Annotated in this window: 18 protein-coding genes and 1 tRNA gene; 12 read left to right on the top strand and 7 right to left on the bottom strand. The window is 68.1% G+C overall.

The features are described 5' to 3' along the window. Nucleotides 1-2: 2 nt before the first annotated feature. The 3 genes from SGRAN_RS11200 to SGRAN_RS11190 form a co-directional block, all read right to left on the bottom strand. Entirely contained in the window at nt 3-926 is a 924-nt protein-coding gene (locus tag SGRAN_RS11200) for a FecR family protein (protein WP_067183649.1), read from the bottom strand. Continuing rightward, a complete protein-coding gene (locus tag SGRAN_RS11195) occupies nt 916-1,608 on the bottom strand; it encodes an RNA polymerase sigma factor (protein ID WP_311879435.1) in 693 nt (230 codons plus the stop codon). The genes SGRAN_RS11200 and SGRAN_RS11195 overlap by 11 nt, the downstream gene beginning before the upstream one ends. Nucleotides 1,609-1,705: 97 nt before the next feature. After that, on the bottom strand, nt 1,706-4,909 hold the full coding sequence (locus SGRAN_RS11190; RefSeq protein WP_067183647.1) for an autotransporter outer membrane beta-barrel domain-containing protein: 3,204 nt from the start codon (nt 4,907-4,909) through the stop codon (nt 1,706-1,708). Nucleotides 4,910-5,207: 298 nt separating this feature from the next. On the opposite strand from SGRAN_RS11190, the gene SGRAN_RS22835 reads away from it, so the two are divergent. Together SGRAN_RS22835 and SGRAN_RS11180 are read left to right on the top strand one after the other, a co-directional pair. Continuing rightward, nucleotides 5,208-5,447 carry a hypothetical protein gene (locus SGRAN_RS22835; protein ID WP_067183644.1) on the top strand — a complete coding sequence of 80 codons (240 nt, stop codon included), beginning with the start codon at nt 5,208-5,210 and terminating at the stop codon, nt 5,445-5,447. Between the two features lie 250 nt (nt 5,448-5,697). Then, nucleotides 5,698-6,765 carry a tellurite resistance/C4-dicarboxylate transporter family protein gene (locus tag SGRAN_RS11180; protein ID WP_067183641.1) on the top strand — a complete coding sequence of 356 codons (1,068 nt, stop codon included), beginning with the start codon at nt 5,698-5,700 and terminating at the stop codon, nt 6,763-6,765. A 23-nt stretch (nt 6,766-6,788) separates the two neighbouring features. Here SGRAN_RS11180 and SGRAN_RS11175 read toward each other — a convergent pair. Continuing rightward, a tRNA-Ser gene (locus SGRAN_RS11175) sits at nt 6,789-6,878 on the bottom strand. 141 nt (nt 6,879-7,019) lie between these two features. Here SGRAN_RS11175 and SGRAN_RS11170 point away from each other — a divergent pair. The 10 genes from SGRAN_RS11170 to mazG all read left to right on the top strand — a co-directional run bounded on the left by SGRAN_RS11170 (nt 7,020) and on the right by mazG (nt 16,416). Continuing rightward, a complete protein-coding gene (locus SGRAN_RS11170) occupies nt 7,020-8,087 on the top strand; it encodes a lytic murein transglycosylase (protein WP_067183638.1) in 1,068 nt (355 codons plus the stop codon). After that, a complete protein-coding gene (locus SGRAN_RS11165; protein WP_067183636.1) occupies nt 8,071-9,027 on the top strand; it encodes a septal ring lytic transglycosylase RlpA family protein in 957 nt (318 codons plus the stop codon). The genes SGRAN_RS11170 and SGRAN_RS11165 overlap by 17 nt, the downstream gene beginning before the upstream one ends. A 10-nt stretch (nt 9,028-9,037) precedes the next feature. After that, nucleotides 9,038-10,264 carry a D-alanyl-D-alanine carboxypeptidase family protein gene (locus SGRAN_RS11160; protein ID WP_067183633.1) on the top strand — a complete coding sequence of 409 codons (1,227 nt, stop codon included), beginning with the start codon at nt 9,038-9,040 and terminating at the stop codon, nt 10,262-10,264. Then, nucleotides 10,258-10,887, top strand: coding sequence for a dTMP kinase (tmk, locus tag SGRAN_RS11155; protein ID WP_067187037.1), 630 nt, complete (start codon nt 10,258-10,260; stop codon nt 10,885-10,887). Before SGRAN_RS11160 ends, tmk begins: the two co-directional genes overlap by 7 nt. Then, entirely contained in the window at nt 10,887-11,873 is a 987-nt protein-coding gene (locus tag SGRAN_RS11150) for a DNA polymerase III subunit delta' (RefSeq protein WP_067183632.1), read from the top strand. The genes tmk and SGRAN_RS11150 overlap by 1 nt, the downstream gene beginning before the upstream one ends. A gap of 394 nt (nt 11,874-12,267) precedes the next feature. After that, nucleotides 12,268-13,842 carry a methionine--tRNA ligase gene (metG, locus tag SGRAN_RS11145; protein ID WP_067183629.1) on the top strand — a complete coding sequence of 525 codons (1,575 nt, stop codon included), beginning with the start codon at nt 12,268-12,270 and terminating at the stop codon, nt 13,840-13,842. Further along, nucleotides 13,842-14,618: a TatD family hydrolase gene (locus tag SGRAN_RS11140; RefSeq protein WP_067183626.1), complete on the top strand. Its 777-nt coding sequence runs from the start codon at nt 13,842-13,844 to the stop codon at nt 14,616-14,618. The genes metG and SGRAN_RS11140 overlap by 1 nt, the downstream gene beginning before the upstream one ends. A gap of 13 nt (nt 14,619-14,631) precedes the next feature. Beyond that, nucleotides 14,632-15,396, top strand: coding sequence for an MBL fold metallo-hydrolase (locus SGRAN_RS11135; protein WP_067106584.1), 765 nt, complete (start codon nt 14,632-14,634; stop codon nt 15,394-15,396). After that, nucleotides 15,393-15,572 (top strand): hypothetical protein, encoded by a 180-nt coding sequence (locus SGRAN_RS11130; RefSeq protein ID WP_067106587.1) that lies wholly within the window; start codon nt 15,393-15,395, stop codon nt 15,570-15,572. Before SGRAN_RS11135 ends, SGRAN_RS11130 begins: the two co-directional genes overlap by 4 nt. Nucleotides 15,573-15,633: 61 nt before the next feature. Continuing rightward, nucleotides 15,634-16,416 (top strand): nucleoside triphosphate pyrophosphohydrolase, encoded by a 783-nt coding sequence (gene mazG / locus SGRAN_RS11125; RefSeq protein ID WP_067183624.1) that lies wholly within the window; start codon nt 15,634-15,636, stop codon nt 16,414-16,416. Here the strand turns inward: mazG and SGRAN_RS11120 are convergent. From SGRAN_RS11120 to hfq, 3 genes are read right to left on the bottom strand one after another with little or no spacing between them, the layout of a single operon-like run. Continuing rightward, nucleotides 16,394-16,876, bottom strand: coding sequence for a hypothetical protein (locus tag SGRAN_RS11120; RefSeq protein WP_067183621.1), 483 nt, complete (start codon nt 16,874-16,876; stop codon nt 16,394-16,396). The genes mazG and SGRAN_RS11120 overlap by 23 nt on opposite strands. Next, the gene (hflX, locus tag SGRAN_RS11115) at nt 16,873-18,204 is read right to left on the bottom strand and encodes a GTPase HflX (RefSeq protein ID WP_067106593.1); all 1,332 of its coding nucleotides are present in this window, start codon (nt 18,202-18,204) and stop codon (nt 16,873-16,875) included. Before hflX ends, SGRAN_RS11120 begins: the two co-directional genes overlap by 4 nt. 4 nt (nt 18,205-18,208) lie before the next feature. After that, nucleotides 18,209-18,703: an RNA chaperone Hfq gene (hfq, locus tag SGRAN_RS11110; RefSeq protein WP_067106641.1), complete on the bottom strand. Its 495-nt coding sequence runs from the start codon at nt 18,701-18,703 to the stop codon at nt 18,209-18,211. Nucleotides 18,704-18,926 lie beyond the last annotated feature (223 nt).

Raw genomic sequence — 18,926 nt, 5'->3', positions numbered from 1 at the left:
TGTCAGCGCGACAGCACCCAACCATCGCCCTGTCGCTCGGCGCGCGTTCCCGATAGCGCTGCGAGGTCGGCTATGGTGCGGGCGGGGTGTTTTGCGAGGATCAACGCGCCGCGGAAGCGGGTGTCGGCGGCGTTGGGGGCGATCCGCACGGCGATGCCGGCGGTGCGCCGCAGGTCTTCCGCGACGTCGGACAGCGGCGCGTCGGCATAGACGAGCAGCCCGGTGCGCCAGCCGCCGATCGTGGCGGCGTCGATCGCGTGCGGCGCCGGTGCCGCGCGGTCGCCGTCGCGGGCCTCCAGCCCCTGCCCGGCGGCGACGCGGACATTCTCGCGCCGGGGGTTGTAGGCGACCACGCCCTCCGACACCGCCACCGCGGTGCGGCCGCCCGCGCGCACGACGTTGAAGGCGGTGCCGAGGTCGACGAGTTCGGCACCGCCCGCTTCGACGACGAAGGGTTCGTCCGCGCGGTGGACGACATGAAACATCGCTTCGCCGCGTTCGAGCCGCGCGAACCGGGGACGATCGTCGTCGAGCACCAGCAGCGAGGCGCCGTTGACCTCGATCCGCGATCCGTCGGCCAGCGCAAGGGTGCGGTGCTCGCCCGCCGCGGTCTCGATACGACTGGTGCCGTCGAACAGGCCGAGGCTCGAGAGGCTGATGGCCCCGACCAGCGCCGCGGCGACCGCGCCGCCGAACCACGCCCGCCGCGACGGTCCGCGCCGCACGGACGGCTCGGATCGCCGGGTGGGGGGCAGGGCGTCGAGATCGGCATCGAGGCCGGCAATGGCGTCATAGGCCGCGCCGTGCCCCGGATCGGCCGCGAGCCAGTCGGCGAACGCATCCCATTCGACAAAGCCGGGATCGCGCTGGCGCACGACCCAGTCGATCGCCTGCGCCTCGATAGCGGTATCGCGATCAGGGCGCATCGAATTGCCTCCTTGCCGCCGCGAGCGCGGCATAGACCTTGCGCAGGTCGGCTTCGACCGTGCTGAGGCTCACCCCCATCTCGGCGGCTATATCGCGCTGCTGGACGCCGTCGACCCGGAAACGGCGAAAGATGTGCGCGGAGCGCTCACCGGTCGCCGCGATCGTGCGTTCGACGATCGCCAGCTGCTCGCGCGAGATCAGCGCGCGCTCGGCCGACGGAGGCTCGGCCGCCGCCGTCTCGCTCCACGCCCGGTCGCGCAGCGCGCGCTGGCGCGTGGCGCGATAGCGGTCGAGCATCAGATTGTTGGCCGATCGCATCACATAGGACAACGGGTTCGCGATCGGCCCGGTCGGCCGTTCGGTCAGCCGCATCCACAGGTCCTGAAACAGATCCTCCGCCTGATCGCCCGCGCCGCGCAGTTCGAGAAAACGGACGACCTGCGCCCGGTGAGCGAGCAATACGCCCTCGATGCCGTGTGCGGCCTCGTCTCGATCGGTCGCCTGGGTCATGAAATACCTGGTTCGGAACGTCGCCTGCAGTGCGCCGGCGCCCACGCCGCCGGCCCGGTCCTCCGGTCCCCTGATGGCGCCGTGATATAGCGCCGCCTGCGACATCCGCAACCGTGACGCGGCGATGCCGGGCGGCATCGAGGTCGGGCGGGGAAGGGTGAGGGCGGTCATGGCAGTGTCCGATGGGCGTTTGGCGTCGGCCGGTTGGCAAGGGGGAAGCATGGGTGAGGAGGGGCGCTTCCCCCTTGCCGCGAGGCTGCCTCGGGGGTTAGAGGCCGACCCGCAAGCTCGCGCGGAATGCCCAGCCGAAGTGGCTCTGCTGCTCCTCCGCCGACAGTTCGGCGCCGACCTGGAAGGCCGAATTGCCGCCGATGCCCCGGATGCGGCCGATCCAGCCGCTGGTGCGCGCATCGGGGGTCAGGGTGAAGGGCGTGCCGTCCTTGAACGAAGCGACCGTCGTGCCGAGCGTGCCGCTGACGATCTCGCGCCGCCCGCCCTCGATCTCGAACCGCGTCCAGCCGTCATATTGGTCGGAACCGCCGAAATCGAGACCGAGCGCCACGGTGCCCGACACCGCCAGTTCGTCGCTGTCGCGGCCGAGGACGTTCAGGTCGAGCGCGTCGCCGCCGCCCGTTTCCTGATAGCCGTCCTCCTTCAGCTTGTAATAGTCGACCGCGACCGTCGGGCGGAAGGACAGGCCGCCGAGGCGTCCGTCGTGCGCGACCGAACCCGAAGCCGACCACAGCGTCGCATCCCATTTGCCGCGCATCGTCTTTTCGATCGCCTTGCCGTCCACCTCGGCGCGGAAGACGCGCGTGCCCTTCAGGCTGACCGGAGCGCCCGACACGCGGGCGTTGGCCAGCCAGCCGTTCGAGCGCAGCCGCCAGTGAAGCGCGCCCTCCCATTGGCTGGAGCTGACCTCGTTGTCGTTGCTGCCGTTGCTGTCCTTGCCGCTGAGGAAGGCGACCGACCCGCCGAAATTGCCGACGCCGGTCTCGATCTCCGCCCCGAGCGAAATGCCCCAGCCCGAGACGTCGTAGCTCGCGGTGTTGCCGAGCCCCTTGGACGTGCCCCAGACTGCCTGGTTGACCCAATAGCCCCATTTCCCCTCGTCCTGATAGGGTGCGTTGGGGTCCTGAAGGTGGCGCGCCAGCGCGCGCGAGCCCGAAGTGAGCGTTTCGAACACCCCGCCTTCATGTTCGGGGAGCATCTGCTGCATCTGGCCGCGGAACTGTTCGCCATCGGTGATCCCGAGAAAGGCGCCCTCGATCGCCTCGTCGGCGGTGAGTGCCTCGAACACCGCGTCGAAGGCGCCCGCTTCGGAGCGGTTGAGGCCGAGTTCGGCCACGCTCTTGCGCGAGACATCGACGATGAGCTGGGTCGCGGTCGAACTCAGCACGCCCTTGTAGAGGAAGGGAAGCAGCGTCGTTTCGGCGGTCAGCTTGTCGGCGCCGGTCAGCGACCCGGCGGTGACGACGATATGTTCGCCCTCGGCATTTTCGATGCTCGACAGCTTGAGCGCGAGCTTCGATCCTTCGCCGAAGCCGGCATTGCCCTGCACCGTCAGCGCGGTTCCGGCAGCGCCGTCGTCGAGCGTCACGCCGAGGACGCCGTTCCCCGCGACCGAAAGCGACGCGATGGTCGCGGCGCCGATCACGTCGAACGTGCCGCCGTCGACGCTCACCGCCAGCCCCTGCGCATTGGAGAGACGGCCCGAGAACAGGCCCTTGCCGGCGATCGACAGCGTATCCGCGCCGCCGCCGAAATCGACGTCGCCCCGGAAACTCGATGTGCCCGCGAGCGTCATGCTGTCGTTGCCGCCGCCGAAGCTGGCATTGCCGGTATAGGCCGCGTCGCCCGAGAGCTTGAGCTGGTTGTCGCCGGCGCCGAAAGAGGCGTTGCCCTTCACCGTGCCGTCGGCGACGTCGAAGATGTCGCTGCCGGCACCGAAGCGCACGTCGCCGACGATGGAGGGCGCGGCGACGCCCGCGGCCACCTCGGTCTGCTTCACGGTCGCGCCGGCGCCGTTCGCCGACAGGTCGATCGCGACATTGCGACCCGAACCCGCCGCGGCGCCGGTGGCGCTGATCGTGCCGCTGTTTTCGATCAGGTCGACGGTTCCCGACGCGTCGAAGATCGCGCGCGCGGTGCCGTCCTCGCCGCTTGCCTTCGCGCTGATCGTGCCGCTGTTGCGGACCAGCGCCACATCGGCGCCGCTGTCGATGCGCAGCGCGGTGGAGATGGCCGTCGCCGTGCCGCCGCCCGCGGCCTCGACCTTGCCGGCGACGCGAACCTCCGGAACCGTCGCGCCGGCACCGATCAGGATCGCGGTCGCCGAACTGTCCTTCGACAGCGCGCTGACCGTCCCGGCGACGCCCATGCCGCCCGCGATGTCGACCGCGCCGCCCATGCCGCCGATCTGCACGCCGAGCCCGTCGATACCCGCGTAGAGCCCGTTGCCCATGACGGTGCCGTCGATGATCAGCCCGAAGCCGGTTCCGGTGCCCGCAACCGCGCCGATCGCGATATCCCGGCCCGCCGCGCCGATCCGCATCGCGGGCGCCGATCCATAGGAGCGGACCGCGGCGGAGCCTTCCTTCGCGTCCTCGATGCCGTCATTATCCTTGTCGGTGCCCGTTCCGCTGCCGTCCTTCGGCGGTACGGCGAGGATGATGCCGCCGGTCACGTCGCCCTCGATCGACAGCGCCGGACCGCCGATCAGCAGATCGTCGGCATCGAGCTTCGACGGGTCGGCCGGCGGGGTCGTGGTGCGATAGCCGGTCGCCGTCAGGCTTCCCTGCACGACGAGCGCGCCGTCGATGTCGCCCGCCAATCGCGCCGCGGTGGCGTTCTGGCCCGTCGCGGCAATGGTCCCGGCCAGCCGGACATTGCCCGTCACATCCTGCAACCCGACGCCCAGCGCATTGTCGCCGAGCACGGTGACGGTACCGTCGTTGGTGAACTTGCCGGTCAGGGGGCCGCCGAGCCGGATGCCCGCCGAATCATTGCCCTCGATCGTGATCGCGCCCGAATTGACGATATCGCCCGTGAAGGCGCCGCCGGTCGCGATTCCCGTGCGGTTGCGGCCGACGGCGAAAGGTCCGTCGATGTCGCCATCATTGTCGATGTCGGTCGGCGCGTAGGATTCGTCGATGATGATCTTGCCCGTCGCCGCGTTGGTGATCGAACCCGTCGTTCCCGCGCCGGCGAAGATTCCGGTGGCGTCGTCGGCGTCGCCGATCGCGATCGTGCCTTCGTTCGCGACCTTGTGGTTGCTGTCGATCGTCACGGCGGTGCCGCCGGCCGGCTTGATCGAACCGTCCTTGCCGATCCGGATGTCGTCGGCCGCGCCGGCGTTGACCGTGGAGGTCCGCACCGGGGTCGTCGTGGCGGTGCCGATCGTCGTTTCGGCATGAACGGGCACCGCCGTCATGGCGGCAAGGCAGGTCGATGCCAGCAGGGTCTTGCGCATGGAAATCCTCTTTTGATCGCAGGGAATGTCCTCCCGGGACAATCGCAAGACGGAGCCGCCACGCCGCGGCCTTGAAACATATTTTCCGGACAGGCGTTTTCCGGGGGAGGGCCGATCGCGCGGAACAGTTCATCGCGTAATTCCAAGCATCTATCCCGACGACACGCCGAAGCCGGCAACCTTCCGGAACGATTCCGGAATGGCGCACGTTGCGCTCCTCGATCTGCATGGAACGGCAGATTGAGCGCGGGGAGGACCATTTTTCCTCTCTGCCGCGCAGTCAATTTAAGGAGAGATCATGCGTAAGAATGCGATTATGTCCGTCGTGGCGGCGAGTTTCCTCATTTCGCCGGTCGCCGTGTTCGCCCAGTCGACGGACACTCCGGCTCCGACGGAAGAACCCGCTCCGGCGCCGACCGAAGAACCGGCGCCCGCGCCGGCACCGCAGCCCACCGAAGAGCCGGCGCCCGCCCCGACGGACGAGCCCGCGCCCGCTCCGACCGAAGAGCCCGCACCGGCTCCGGGCCCGCAGGCCTGATCCAACCGGATCGGAAAAGAGGAAGGGCGGCCGGCGTCCGGTCGCCCTTTTTCTGTCCCATAACCCCTCTATAAGCTCTCCGGGGGCTGGCCGAGCGACCGGCTCAAAGCGGGTGGGAAGCGGTCGTTCTCGATCATTTCTCGGGCAGGTGCCGATCGAAAAGAAGCGGGCGCTTTTCCGATGATCGGCACGGCCTCGGCCCTGAGCGGCCCCAGACGCTTGTCGGGGACATTTTCGAGGGGGAAGGGCCATGACGACGGGAAGCGACAGATCCGATCCCATGGCGTCGCGACCGAGCCTCGCCGATCTGTCGCCGGCCTATTTCGGGCTGGTCATGGCCACCGGCATCGTCTCTCTCGCGGCCTCGATGATGGCGCATCCGAACATCGCCCGCGCGCTGTTCTATCTCAATATCGTGCAATATGCCGTGCTGTGCCTGCTGTATGCGTTGCGGGCGTGGCGCTATCCGCGCCGGTTCTTCGGCGACATGGTCGAACATCTGACCGGGCCGGGCTATTTCACGGCGGTCGCCGGCACCTGCATTCTGGCGAGCCAGTTCCTCATTCTCGACGGCAATGTCGCGGCGGGCAAGGCGCTGTGGCTGTTCGCCGCCATCCTCTGGCTTTGCCTGACCTACACGATCTTCACCGCCCTGACGGTGCGGCACAACAAGCCGACGCTCGACAAGGGTATCAGCGGAAGCTGGCTTCTGGCGGTGGTGGCGACGCAGGCGATCTCCGTTTCCAGCGCGCTGCTCGCCGCGCGCATCGGCCAGCCCTACCGGCTCGAGTTCAACCTGCTGGCGCTGTCGATGTGGCTGTGGGGCGGTATGCTCTATATCTGGATGATGTCGCTGATCTTCTATCGCTATGTCTTCTTTCATTTTTCGCCGGGCGATCTTGCGCCGCCCTACTGGATCAACATGGGCGCGATGGCGATCTCGACGCTGGCCGGCTCGCTGCTCATCCTGAACGCGCCCCACGCGCCGTTTCTGACATCGCTGCTGCCGTTCCTGAAGGGGTTCACGGTGTTCTACTGGGCGACGGGAACCTGGTGGATCCCGATGCTGGTCCTGCTCAGCATCTGGCGCCACGGTTACGAGCGTTTTCCGCTCCGCTACGACCCGCTTTACTGGGGCGCGGTGTTTCCGCTCGGCATGTATGCGGCCAGCACATGGCAGATGAACCGCGCAATGGAGCTCGATTTCCTGTTCGCGCTGCCCCGCGCCTTCTTCTGGATCGCCCTGACCGCGTGGACGATCACATTCTACGGCATGCTGCGCGCGCTCATACGCGGGGCGCGGCCGAGCCGGGGCTGATCCTTGCGAGCGGGGTGCCATATTGGCGGACAGGGTGGGATTCGAACCCACGGTGAGCTTGCACCCACGGCGGTTTTCAAGACCGCTGCCTTAAACCACTCGGCCACCTGTCCTTTGCGGACGCCATAGCGTGCGGATGACGCGCGGCAAGCGAAACATCCCGCCACGGCCCGGCGCGGCTTTGACTCGGGTCGTCGCAGCATCGCGCGTTCAAGGCTGGTGCATCGGCGCCATTCCTTGCCTATGGGTAAGCGATGACACGCAGCAAGCAATTCGGATTCGGGCGCCTTTTCCGTTCTTCGGCCACGATATTGTCGGCCTGGCTGCTGGCCGCTTCGGCGCCGGTGCAGGCCCAGGCGAGCGGCGACGCGGGGTTCGATACCTATGTCCAGTCGCTGTGGCCCAAGGCGCAGGCGCGCGGCGTATCGCGCGCCACCTTCGACAGCGTGACGGCGGGGCTGCGCTACAATGCGCGGGTGGTGGCGCTCGACCGCGACAATCTGGGCATTCCGCCGACGCCCGACACGCCGATTCCGGCCTTCGCCCCGTACAAGGCCAAGCATGTCGACGCCGCGCGGATCAACGGCGGGCGGCGCGTCCACGACCGGCTGCTGCCGCTGCTGTCGCGCATCGAGCAGCGCACGGGTGTTCCGACGAGCATCATGATCGCGATCTTCGGCCACGAAACCGCCTATGGCGCGGTGACGGGCAATTTCGATCTGCCCGAAGCGCTTGCGACGCTCGCCTATGAGGGGCGTCGGCGCAGCCTGTTCGAGCCCGAGTTCCTCGCGACGCTGGAAATGGTCGAGAAGGGCGTGCCGCGCAGCGTGCTGAAAGGAAGCTGGGCCGGCGCCTTCGGCTATCCGCAATTCCTGCCGTCGGTCTATCTGCAGGTCGCCGAGGACGGCGACGGCGACGGCGTCGCGCGCATCTGGTCGAGCGAAGCCGACGCGGTCGAATCGATCGGTGCCTATCTGCGCCGCGCCGGCTGGCGCCAGGGCGAGCCGTGGGGCGTCGCGGTGCGCGTTCCGGACGGCTTCGACCGCGTCCGCTTCTCGACGCGCCTCCAGCCGACGCGCTGTCCGCGGGTGTTCGCGCGCTACAGCCGCTGGCGCAGCATGGCCGAATGGCGCGCCGACGGGTTCCAGCCGATCGGCGGCCGCTGGCCCGACGGCGCGATCCAGGCGACGCTGCTCGAGCCCGACGGCCCGGGCAAGACCGCCTATTTGCTGACCGGCAATTATCGTGCGATACTCGACTATAATTGCTCCAACTTTTATGCGCTGTCTGTGGGGTTGCTGGCCGATGAGATCGATCGTTAGGGGCGGGGTACTGGCCGGAGCGGCGTTGCTGCTGTCGGCCTGTGGAGGTTTCGGCGGCGCGCAGAGCGGACCCGCTCCGGCGCCCGCGCCGGTGCCCGCGACCGCCGACGGCCCGGCGATGCTGGGCGAGCCCTATGCGATCGGCGGCGTCACCTACACCCCCGCCGATATCCCCGATTATGACGAGGTCGGCTACGCGGGCCTGTATGGCGATGAACGCGCCGGAAACCCCACCGCGAACGGCGAGACCTTCGAGCCCGCCGCGATCAGCGCGGCGCACAAGACGCTGCCGCTGCCCAGCTATGTCGAGGTCACCGCGCTCGATACCGGGCGCACGATCCTGGTGCGCATCAACGATCGCGGACCGATGGCGAACGACCGGCTGATCGACCTGTCGCGCGGCGCGGCGCAGCAGCTCGGCCTGACCGACGGCGTGGCGGCGGTGCGCGTGCGGCGCACCAATCCGCCCGCCGCCGAAAGGGCGCAGCTTCGCGCGGGCAGGGCGGTACCCGAGCGGCTGGCCACTCCCGATTCGCTGCTCGCCATCCTGCGCACCAAGTTGAAGGACGTGCCGAAACCCAAGCCCGCCACCGTAGCGGCGCCGCAGCCGGTCGCCCCGATCGCGTCGGGCCACGCGAAGCCGGGCGACGACCGCTTCATCGTCGAGGGACCCGCTGCCACGCCCGCGCCCCAGGCACCGGAAAAGCCCGCGGCGGCGCCAGCGGCGACCGGCGGCGGCTATGTCGTGCAGGTCGCGGCGTTCAGCACCGAAGCGCGCGCCGCCGCCGCGGCGAAGACGGTCGGCGGCACGGTAAGCCGGGCCGGCAAGCTGTGGCGCGTGCGGATCGGCCCCTTCGCCAGCGACGGCGAGGCGCAGGGCGCGCTGGGCAAGGCGAAGGCCAAGGGGTTCCGCGACGCCGTCGTTATACGCGACCGCTGAGACGCCTCGCATGATGTCGCAACGCTTCCCGATCGCCAAGGGCGGTGGCGCCGCGCTGGCCGCGACGCTGGCCCTGCTGCTGGCGCCGGCCGCGGCGCCCGCCGACGGCGGTCCGCCCGCGGCGCCGGTCAGCCGCCCGCTCTATGTCACGCAAGCGCCGATCGTGATGCTGAAGGACATGGATTCGGGCGCCATCCTGTTCGAGCGCGGCGCCGACAAGCGCTTTGCGCCAGCGTCGATGGCCAAGGTGATGACCGCCTATGTCGTGCTCGACCTGATCGAGAACGGCAAGCTGTCGCGCGACGCCGTCTTCATCGTCAGCGAGGCGACGTGGCGGAAATGGAACGGCGGCAACGGCGGATCGACGATGTTCCTGCGCGCGGGCGAGAAGGTTTCGGTCGACGAACTGCTGAAGGGGCTGATCACCGTTTCGGGCAATGACGCCGCGGCGGCGCTGGCGGTCGGTATCGACGGCAGCGAGGAAGCTTTCGTCAAGCGAATGAATGCGGTGGCGGCCAGAATTGGCATGACGTCGAGTCGGTTCGGAACGCCAAGCGGCTGGCCCGACGGCGGTATCACCAAGGTCAGCGCGGCCGACCTGATCACGCTGGCCGACCGGCTGATCCGCGACCATCCCAAGGGTTATGCGCGCTATTTCGCGATCCCCAAGCTCCAGCATGGCAAGGCGCCCGACGGCACGCCGATCGTCCAGCCAAACCGCAACCCGATCCTCGGACGCTTTGCCGGTGCCGACGGGCTCAAGACCGGACATACGGCCGAAGCGGGCTATTGCTTTCTCGGCTCCGCGAAACGGGACGGTCGGCGGCTGATCATGGTCGTCGCCGGCATGGCCAGCGAAAAAGCGCGCCGCGACGAGGCCGAACGGCTGATGAACTGGGGCTTCGGCGCGTGGGAAGGGCGCGAGATCGCCACCGCCGGCGCGGCCGTCGGCCGTCTCGCCGTCGAGCGGGGGAGAGCCCCGGCGGTCGCCGCCGAAGCGGCGATCCCGGTGCGCATGACGGTGCCCAGGGGCTATCAGGGCGGATTTCGCGCGACGATGCGCGCCACGGCGCCGCTGACCGCGCCGGTCGCGCGCGGCGACCGGATCGCCGAACTGGTCGTCGCGCCCGACGGCCTGCCGCCGCAAACCACCCCGCTGCTGGCCGCCGCCGACGTCGGCCGGGGCGGCTGGTGGGCGCGCATGCGCACCGGCCTCTATCGGCTGACCGGCTGGTGAGCGGGCGCTTCATCACGCTGGAGGGCGGGGAGGGGGTCGGCAAGTCGACCCAGATCCGCGCGCTTGCCGCCGCGCTCGCCGCGCGGGGACTCGAAACGCTCGTCACGCGCGAGCCGGGGGGCAGCCCCGGCGCCGAGGCGATCCGCGCGCTGCTGATGGAGGGTGCCGACGACCGCTGGGACGCGCGCAGCGAGGCACTGCTGTTCGCCGCCGCGCGCGCCGACCATGTCGCGCGCACGATCCGCCCGGCGCTCGCGCGCGGGACGTGGGTGCTGTGCGACCGCTTCGTCGATTCGTCGCGCGCCTATCAGGGCGGCGGCGGCGGGATCACCGACGCCGATATCCTGATGCTCCACGGTTTCGGATCGCTGGGGCTGTTGCCCGACCGGACCTTCCTGCTGACCGCGCGCGCTGAGGAGGTCGGGCGCCGCCTGGCGGTGCGCGACGCCGACGGCGCCGACCGCATGGGAAGCAAGCCGGACGATTATCAGGCGCGGCTCGTCCGCCGCTTCGCCGAAATGGCGGCCGCCGAGCCCGACCGCTGGCGCGTGATCGACGCCGAGGCGCCGGCTGAGGCGGTCACCGCCGCGATCCTGACCAGCCTTGCGGACTGGCTGCCGTGATGATCGGGCATCAGGAGGCCGAGAAGGCCATCATCGACGCGTGGAGCGCCGGGTGCCTGCATCATGCGTGGCTGCTCGCGGGGCCGCAGGGCATCGGCAAGGCGGCCTTTGCATCGCGTGTCGCGCGCTTTCTGGCCACCCACGATTCCGGCGGGCAGGGGGGGACCGGCGAGCAGGGCGGGGCGATCGCGCTCGACGACCCCGGCGACGGTGCGGCAGGGCGGCTGGTCGAGGCGGGCAACCATCCCGAGATCGTCCGGCTGGAACGCCAGCCCAAGGAAAAGGGCAAGGAGCTCGCCCGCAACATCACCATCGACCAGGTGCGCACGATGATCCGGCGCCTGTATCTGTCGCTATCGCTCGGCCACTGGCGCGTCGTGATCATCGACGCGGTCGACGACCTCGAGACCGACGGCGCCAATGCGCTGCTCAAGACGCTGGAAGAGCCGCCGGCGCGGACGGTGTTCCTGCTGGTCAGTCATTCGCCGGGGCGCTTGCTGCCGACGATCCGGTCGCGGTGCCGGACCCTGCGTTTTCAACCGCTTGACCCTGACGTCATGACGGCGTGGCTGCACGAATTGCGCCCGATGCTCGACCGTGCAGAGGCGCGCGCGATCGTCGCGGCGTCGGGCGGGCTGCCGGGCAAGGCGCTGGCGCTGATCGACAGCGATGTCGCCGCGATGGAGAAGAAGCTGCTCGCGATCGTGGCGGGCGGCGATCCCGACAACCGGCTGCGCGAGGCGCTGGCGCGCGAGGTCGGGGGGGCGAGCAATCGGGCGCGGCTGGAACTGGTGATCGACATCGTGCCGGGTCTGCTCGCGCGGCTTGCCCGCGAGCGCCCGGTGAGCGAGATCGCGCCGGTGCTCGCCGGATGGGACCGCGTGCAGCGCACCGTCCGCGACGCGGTGCGCGGATCCTACGACGGGGCGATGGTCGGGTTCGAGATCGGCAATTGTCTGGCGGAACTGGCGCCGCGTGAAGGGTGAGGGGCCGGATTTGGATACTGTCCGGCTATACTTTGATGACTTTGGATTGACCTACTTTCGTCATTGCGACACCGGACCTGATCCGGGGGAAGCAATCCAGAGCGGTTACCGCACGCTGTGGATTGCCGCGCGGCTTCGCCGCTCGCAATGACGATTCCATTCTATATCATCACGCTCTAGAAACCGTTCCCCGGCGAAAGCCGGGGTCCATGCGGGACAGCGCTATGCCATCTGGACCCCGACTTTCGTCAGGGAACGCACCTTAATTTGCCTGAAGACAGATATGCCGGTTTGTTTCAGCACGACGATGATCAAAGGAGAGCTATCGGCCCGCTTCAGCCTTTGTGACGGCCCGGCCCTTTCCCAACGGCGCCTCAGCCGCTAAGGCGCGCGCATGTCCGCAGAGAAAACCCCCTTCTACATCACCACCGCGATCAGCTATCCCAACGGTCGCCCGCATATCGGCCACGCCTATGAAGCGATCGCGACCGACGTCATGGCGCGGTTCCAGCGCGCGCAGGGGCGCGACGTGCGGATGGTCACCGGCACCGACGAGCACGGGCTGAAGATGTTCCAGACGGCGCGCGACCAGGGCCGCGCTACGATCGATCTTGCCGATGAAATGTCCGGGTATTTCCGTGATATGTACGCCAAACTGAATATCGGCTACGATCATTTCATGCGCACGTCGGACCCCGCGCACCACCGGGCGTCGCAGGCGATCTGGCGCGCGATGGAGGCGAGCGGCGACCTTTATCTCGACCGCTACGAGGGCTGGTATTCGGTTCGTGACGAGGCCTTCTACGACGAGGACGAACTGACCGAAGCGGAAGGGGGCGTCCGCCTGTCGCCGCAGGGCACGCCGGTCGAGTGGACGGTCGAGGAAAGCTGGTTCTTCCGCCTGTCGGCCTATCAGGACCGATTGCTCGCGCTGTATCGCGACCATCCTGATTTCATCCGCCCCGAAAGCCGGCGCAACGAGGTGCTGCGCTTCGTCGAGGGCGGGCTCAAGGATCTGTCGGTCTCGCGCACCAGCTTCGACTGGGGGGTGCCGGTGCCGGATTCGCCGGGGCACGTCATGTATGTGTGGGTCGACGCGCTCACCACCTATCTGTCGGGGATCGGCTACCCCGACCGCGACGGCGAATTCGATCGCTTCTGGCCCGCCGACATTCACATGATCGGCAAGGATATCGTGCGTTTTCATACGGTTTACTGGCCGGCCTTCCTGATGAGCGCCGGTCTGCCGCTGCCGAAGCAGGTGTTCGGGCACGGCTTCCTGCTCAATCGCGGCGAGAAGATGTCGAAATCGCTCGGCAATGTCGTCGATCCGATGGACCTCGCCGAACGCTTCGGGGTCGATCCGCTGCGCTATTATCTGCTGCGCGAGGTGAGTTTCGGCCACGACGGCAGCTATTCGGCCGAGGCGATCGTGCGCACCGCCAACGCCGATCTGGCGAACAGCTTCGGCAATCTGGCCCAGCGCAGCTTGTCGATGATTTTCAAGAATCTGGGCGGAGAGGTGTCGGCGGATTATCAGGAAGCGCCCGAGGATGCGGCGCTGCTGGCCGACGTGCTGGCGATGGCGCGCGACCGGCTGCCGCGCGCGTTCGGCGACCTCGCTTTCTCGGTGGGTATCGAGGACTGGCTGCGCGCGGTCTTCGCGTGCAATCAATATGTCGACACGCAGGCGCCGTGGGCGCTGCGCAAGACCGATCCCGAGCGGATGCGCGCGGTGCTGATGACGCTGTTCCAGGCGGTGCGCGCGCTGGCAATCGCGATCCGCCCCGTGGTGCCCGCCTCGGCCGACCGGCTGCTCGACCAGATGGGCGTCGCCGCGCGCGACAGCGCGGCGCTCGCCGACGACGGCTGGTTCGCGGCGCTGGCGGCGAGCGGCTTCGCGGTCGGCCAGCCGGTGCCGATCTTCCCGCGCCTCGACCTGCCCGAAGGGGAGGAGGCGGCCGCCTGATGCTCGTCGATTCGCATTGCCATCTCAATTACAAGGGGCTTGCCGAGCGGCAGGGCGAGGCGCTCGCCCGCGCGCGCGAGCGCGGCGTGACCGCGATGCTCAACATCGCGACGCGCGAGAGCGAATGGGACGCGGTGCTCGCGGTGGCCGAGGCGAACGCCGACGTCTGGGCGAGCGTCGGAATCCATCCGCACGACGCCGACGGCCATCCCGACGTCGACACCGCGAAGCTGGTCGAGCGCGCCGCGCATCCGCGCGTGATCGGCATCGGCGAGACGGGGCTCGACTATTATTACGACAAGAGTGACCGGGGCCGGCAGCGCGACAGTTTCCGCCGGCATATCCATGCCGCGCAGCAGAGCGGACTGCCGATCATCGTCCATACGCGCGAGGCCGAGGCCGACACGCTGGCGCTGCTGGGCGAGGAGATGGGCAGGGCGCCCTATGCCGGCGTGATCCACTGCTTCACCGCGAGCGACGATTTTGCGCGCGGGGCGCTCGACCTCGGCCTCTATATCTCGATCTCGGGCATCGTGACCTTCCGCAACGCCGCCGACCTGCAGGCGACGGCGCGCTGGCTGCCGCAGGAGCGGCTGCTCGTCGAGACCGACGCCCCCTTCCTCGCCCCCGTCCCGCACCGCGGCAAGCCCGGCGAACCCGCTTTCGTCGCCGACACGCTGGCCTTTCTCGCCGAATTGCGCAGCGAGGACCGCGACGCGCTCGCGACCGCGACCAGCGAAAATTTCTATCGCCTTTTCAACAAGGCGCAGCCATGACGTCGCACCGCATATGAAACTGCGGATTCTGGGTTGCGGGACGTCGTCGGGGGTGCCGCGCATCGGCGGCGACTGGGGACGCTGCGACCCCGACAATGCGCGCAACCTGCGCAGCCGCGCCTCGATCCTCGTTTCGCTCGGCGGGTTCCGGCTGCTTGTCGACACCAGCCCCGACATGCGGCTCCAGCTGCTCGACGCGGGGGTAGGCGAGGTCGATGCGGTGATCTGGACGCACGAACATGCCGACCATTGTCACGGGCTCGACGATCTGCGGCAGATCATGCATCTGCGCGGCTCGGCGGTGCCGGCCTATGCGCGCGGCAATGTGCTCGACATATTGAAATGGCGCTTCACCTATGCCTTTGCCGGCAACGCCGGCTATCCGGCGTCGGTCGATCCGATCGATCTGGCCGACCATCAGGCGATCGGGCCGATCGAGGTGTCGGCGATCGACATGCCGCACGGGCCGATCAAGGCGACCGGGCTGATCTTCAGCGACGGTGCGCACAGGATCGGCTACGCCACTGATTTTTCGAGATTCACCGATGATATGGTCGATTTCTTCCAAGGCGTCGACCTGTTCGTCATCGATGCGCTGCGCCGCTATCCGCACCCGACGCATCCGCATCTGGCGATGACGCTCGAAGGACTGAGCAAGGTCGGCGATCCGCGCGCGATCATCACGCACATGGACAACACGATGGATTATGACGAACTGGCGGACGAATTGCCGCCGGGCGTCGAACCGGGCTATGACGGGTTGGAGGTGCAGCTATGACGATGGAAACCGGCGCCAACATCCTGTGGTTCGCGATGGCCTTCACGCTGGTGCTGAGCGCGCTGGTCGTGCGGCGGCTGCCGGCGGCCGACTGGATCAAGATGGGGCTCGCGTGGGTGGCGATCTTCGCGCTCGTGTTCCTGGCGATCCGAACCTATCAGCTCGCCGCGGGGTGAGGCTCGCCTCCCTTCCCGTATCGAATGCTATTTAACATAATATATATTATCGGATAAATATATGCCCAAGGATGCGACCGGCTCCCCTCCATCCCCCATCGGCCGGCTGCTCGCGGTCATGCGACGGTTGCGCGATCCCGACGGCGGATGCGAATGGGATCTGGCGCAGGATTTCGCGACGATCGCGCCCTATACGATCGAGGAAGCCTATGAGGTCGCCGATGCGATCGCCGGCGGCGACCCTGCCGCAATATGCGACGAACTCGGCGACCTGCTGCTTCAGGTCGTCTTCCACAGTCAGATCGCGGCCGACAAGGGCCTGTTCGATTTCGACGACGTCGCCACCGCGATCGCCGACAAGATGGAACGGCGCCATCCGCATATCTTCGGCGACGCCCGCACCGGCGATGTCCGCCAGCAATGGGAGCAGATCAAGGCCGCCGAACGCGCCGCCGATGGGCCCAGGGGCGCGCTCGATGGCGTCGCGCTGTCGCTTCCCGCGCTGCTGCGTGCGCAGAAATTGCAGGCGCGCGCCGCGCGCGTCGGCTTCGACTGGCCCGACGCCGAAGGGCCGCGCGCCAAGATCGCCGAGGAACTGGCCGAGGTCGACGCGGCCGGGACCGACGCCGAGCGCGCCGAGGAAATCGGCGACCTGTTGTTCGCGGTCGTCAACTATGCGCGCCATTTGGGTGTCAATGCCGAGAGCGCGCTGCGCGCTGCGAACGACAAGTTCACCCGGCGCTTTGCTGCCGTCGAGGCGCGCGCCGGGCCGGACATGGGTGACCTGCCGCTCGACACGCTTGAGGCGCATTGGCAGGCGGTCAAGATGGCTGAGCGGAGCTAAAGCTGGCGAGTTCGCTTTCAACCACCTTCCGCATATCTCCCTCGAGCTTGGGAAGCAGCGCGCGCAGGCGGCCCGCCACCATTCGCCTGCGATCAGGGGTGCTGTTCGGCAAAGAATCCCATATCGCCGCCCTCAGAAGGAGTTCCACTCTGGTTTCTCCCATCGGCAGGGCGTCGGCCGCCATCATGACCGCTTCAAACGAGCATGGCGGCAGGTAAACGGGCTGCGGCGGCGCACCGATGAGAAAATAGTCGCGAATAGCGCGTTCCCGCATCGAACCGGATGACCCCGAGATCAAGTCGTGAACAGCCTCCACGCAGGCAGGCTTCTCCTCGACGCTCTCATTCATGTTGCGGGTCGCGGCGTCGCCGTCGTGGACGGTCCGATCGTCACCGCAGCTTTGCAGTGTCAAGGCCGCGAGGCACAGCCCCGCAAGGCGCAATCGACGCGACGACTTCATGCCCCCCACAGTCGTTCGAAGCGCGCCCGGTCTGCGGGGTCGAGCCGCACGGTCAGCAGATGGCCGTCGCCCTGCGGTTCGTCGGCCAGCACTTCGCCGCGCGCGTGCAGCCATGCCATCGCCTCGCCCTGGTCGAAGCGGAGGCGCACGCGCAGCAGTTCGTGCCGCGCGGTCAGTTCGGCGGCCATCAGGACGCGCGCTGCCTCGACCCCCTCGCCCGTCGCCGCGGAGATCGGCGCGACGTCGGGGCGCCGCGCCGCCATCGCCTCGATCTCGGCGCGACGCTCGGGATCGGCGGTGTCGATCTTGTTCCATATCTCGATCTGCGCGATCGGTCGGGCGCGGTCTTCGCCATCTCCTTCGCCGCCGCCTGCTTCATTGACGCCCAGCGAATCGAGGATCGCGCGCACATCGGCATATTGCGCGTCGGTGTCGGGATGAACGATGTCGCGGACGTGGACGATCAGGTCGGCGGTCGTAACCTCCTCCAGCGTCGCGCGGAAGGCCGCGACGAGTTCGGTCGGCAGGTCGGAGACGAATCCCACCGTGTCGGACAAGATCGCCTTGTCGATCCCGGGCAGGCGGATTTCGCGCATCGTCGGGTCGAGCGTCGCGAACAGCATGTCTTCCGCCATGACGTCACTGCCGGTCAGCCGGTTGAAAAAGGTTGACTTTCCAGCATTCGTATAGCCGACCAGCGCGATCACCGGCCACGGCGCGCGCTGCCGCTTGGCGCGCTGGAGCTGGCGCGTGCGGCGCGCATCGTCGAGCTGGCGGCGGATGCGCGCCATGCGGTTGCGGATCATCCGGCGGTCAGCCTCGATCTGCGTTTCGCCGGGACCGCCGAGGAAGCCGAAACCGCCGCGCTGGCGTTCGAGGTGGGTCCAGCTGCGCACCAGCCGCCCGGCCTGATAGTCGAGGTGGGCGAGCTCGACCTGAAGCCGCCCCTCCGCCGTCGCGGCGCGTTCGCCGAAGATTTCGAGGATCAGCCCGGTACGGTCGATCACCTTGGCGCCGAACTCGGTTTCGAGATTGCGTTGCTGGATCGCGGTCAGGGCCGCGTCGACGATGACGAGCTGCGCCGCGTTTTCGGCGATGCCGGGCTTGATCGCCTCGATCTGGCCGGCGCCGATCAGCGTCGCGGCGCGCGTCTGGCGCAGGCGTAGCGGATGCACGGCCACCACATCGAGACCGATGGCCAGCGCGAGTCCCTTCGCTTCGGCAACGCGCGCGTCGAGGTCGCGCGAAAGCCCCTGCCCGTGCCATTCGGGCACGACCAGCACCGCCGCGGCACCGCGCGTCACCTCGCCCTGTGCGGCGTCGTCCATCGGATCAGTCGCCGGAGTCGCCTTCCCCGCTGTCGGCCAGATTGATCGGACCGTTCGGCTGCACCGTCGAAATCGCATGCTTATAGACGAGCTGGACCTGCCGTTCGCGCTCGAGCAGCATGCAGAACAGGTCGAAAGCGACGATATCGCCCTGCAGCATCACGCCGTTGACGAGGAACATCGTCACCGATTCCTCGGACCGCCGCACCGCGTTCAGGAACACGTCCTGCAACGCCTTCCCCTTGCTGGGCGGCGCGTCGCGGACATTGTCGCCGAGCAGCGCCAGGTCGAAATCGTGCGACGGCATGATCGTCGAGATCGCATGCTTGTAGACAAGCTGCGACTGCCCGTCGCGGCGGAGCAGCAGCGAGAAATTGTCGAACCAGGTGATGATCCCCTGAAGCTTGACGCCCTTGACGAGGAACATCGTCACCGGGGTCTTGCTGCGGCGCAGGGCATTTAGGAAAAGATCTTGAAGATTCTGGGTTTTATCGGACACATTGGCCTCCTGTTCTTGGCGGCAAAAGCCGCAGCGCGACACCGGCGGCGCCGGCAGCCTGCATCTTCGCAAGCGCAATATGGGGCAAAGCGCGGCACAGGTCCAGTGGTCTCTATATTATGGAAAAGGCGGGATGTTCCCGCGAAGCGGGTCCGAAGCGCGCGCCTGTCGCCGGAGCCCGCCCCGACCGGTGTCGTTTCGAACCGGTCGGCGACGGTTCCCG

Origin of the sequence: Sphingopyxis granuli (assembly GCF_001559015.1) — a bacterium.
In the GTDB taxonomy this organism is placed as follows: Bacteria; Pseudomonadota; Alphaproteobacteria; order Sphingomonadales; family Sphingomonadaceae; genus Sphingopyxis; species Sphingopyxis granuli.
This window is presented reverse-complemented; position numbering and strand designations above follow the sequence as displayed.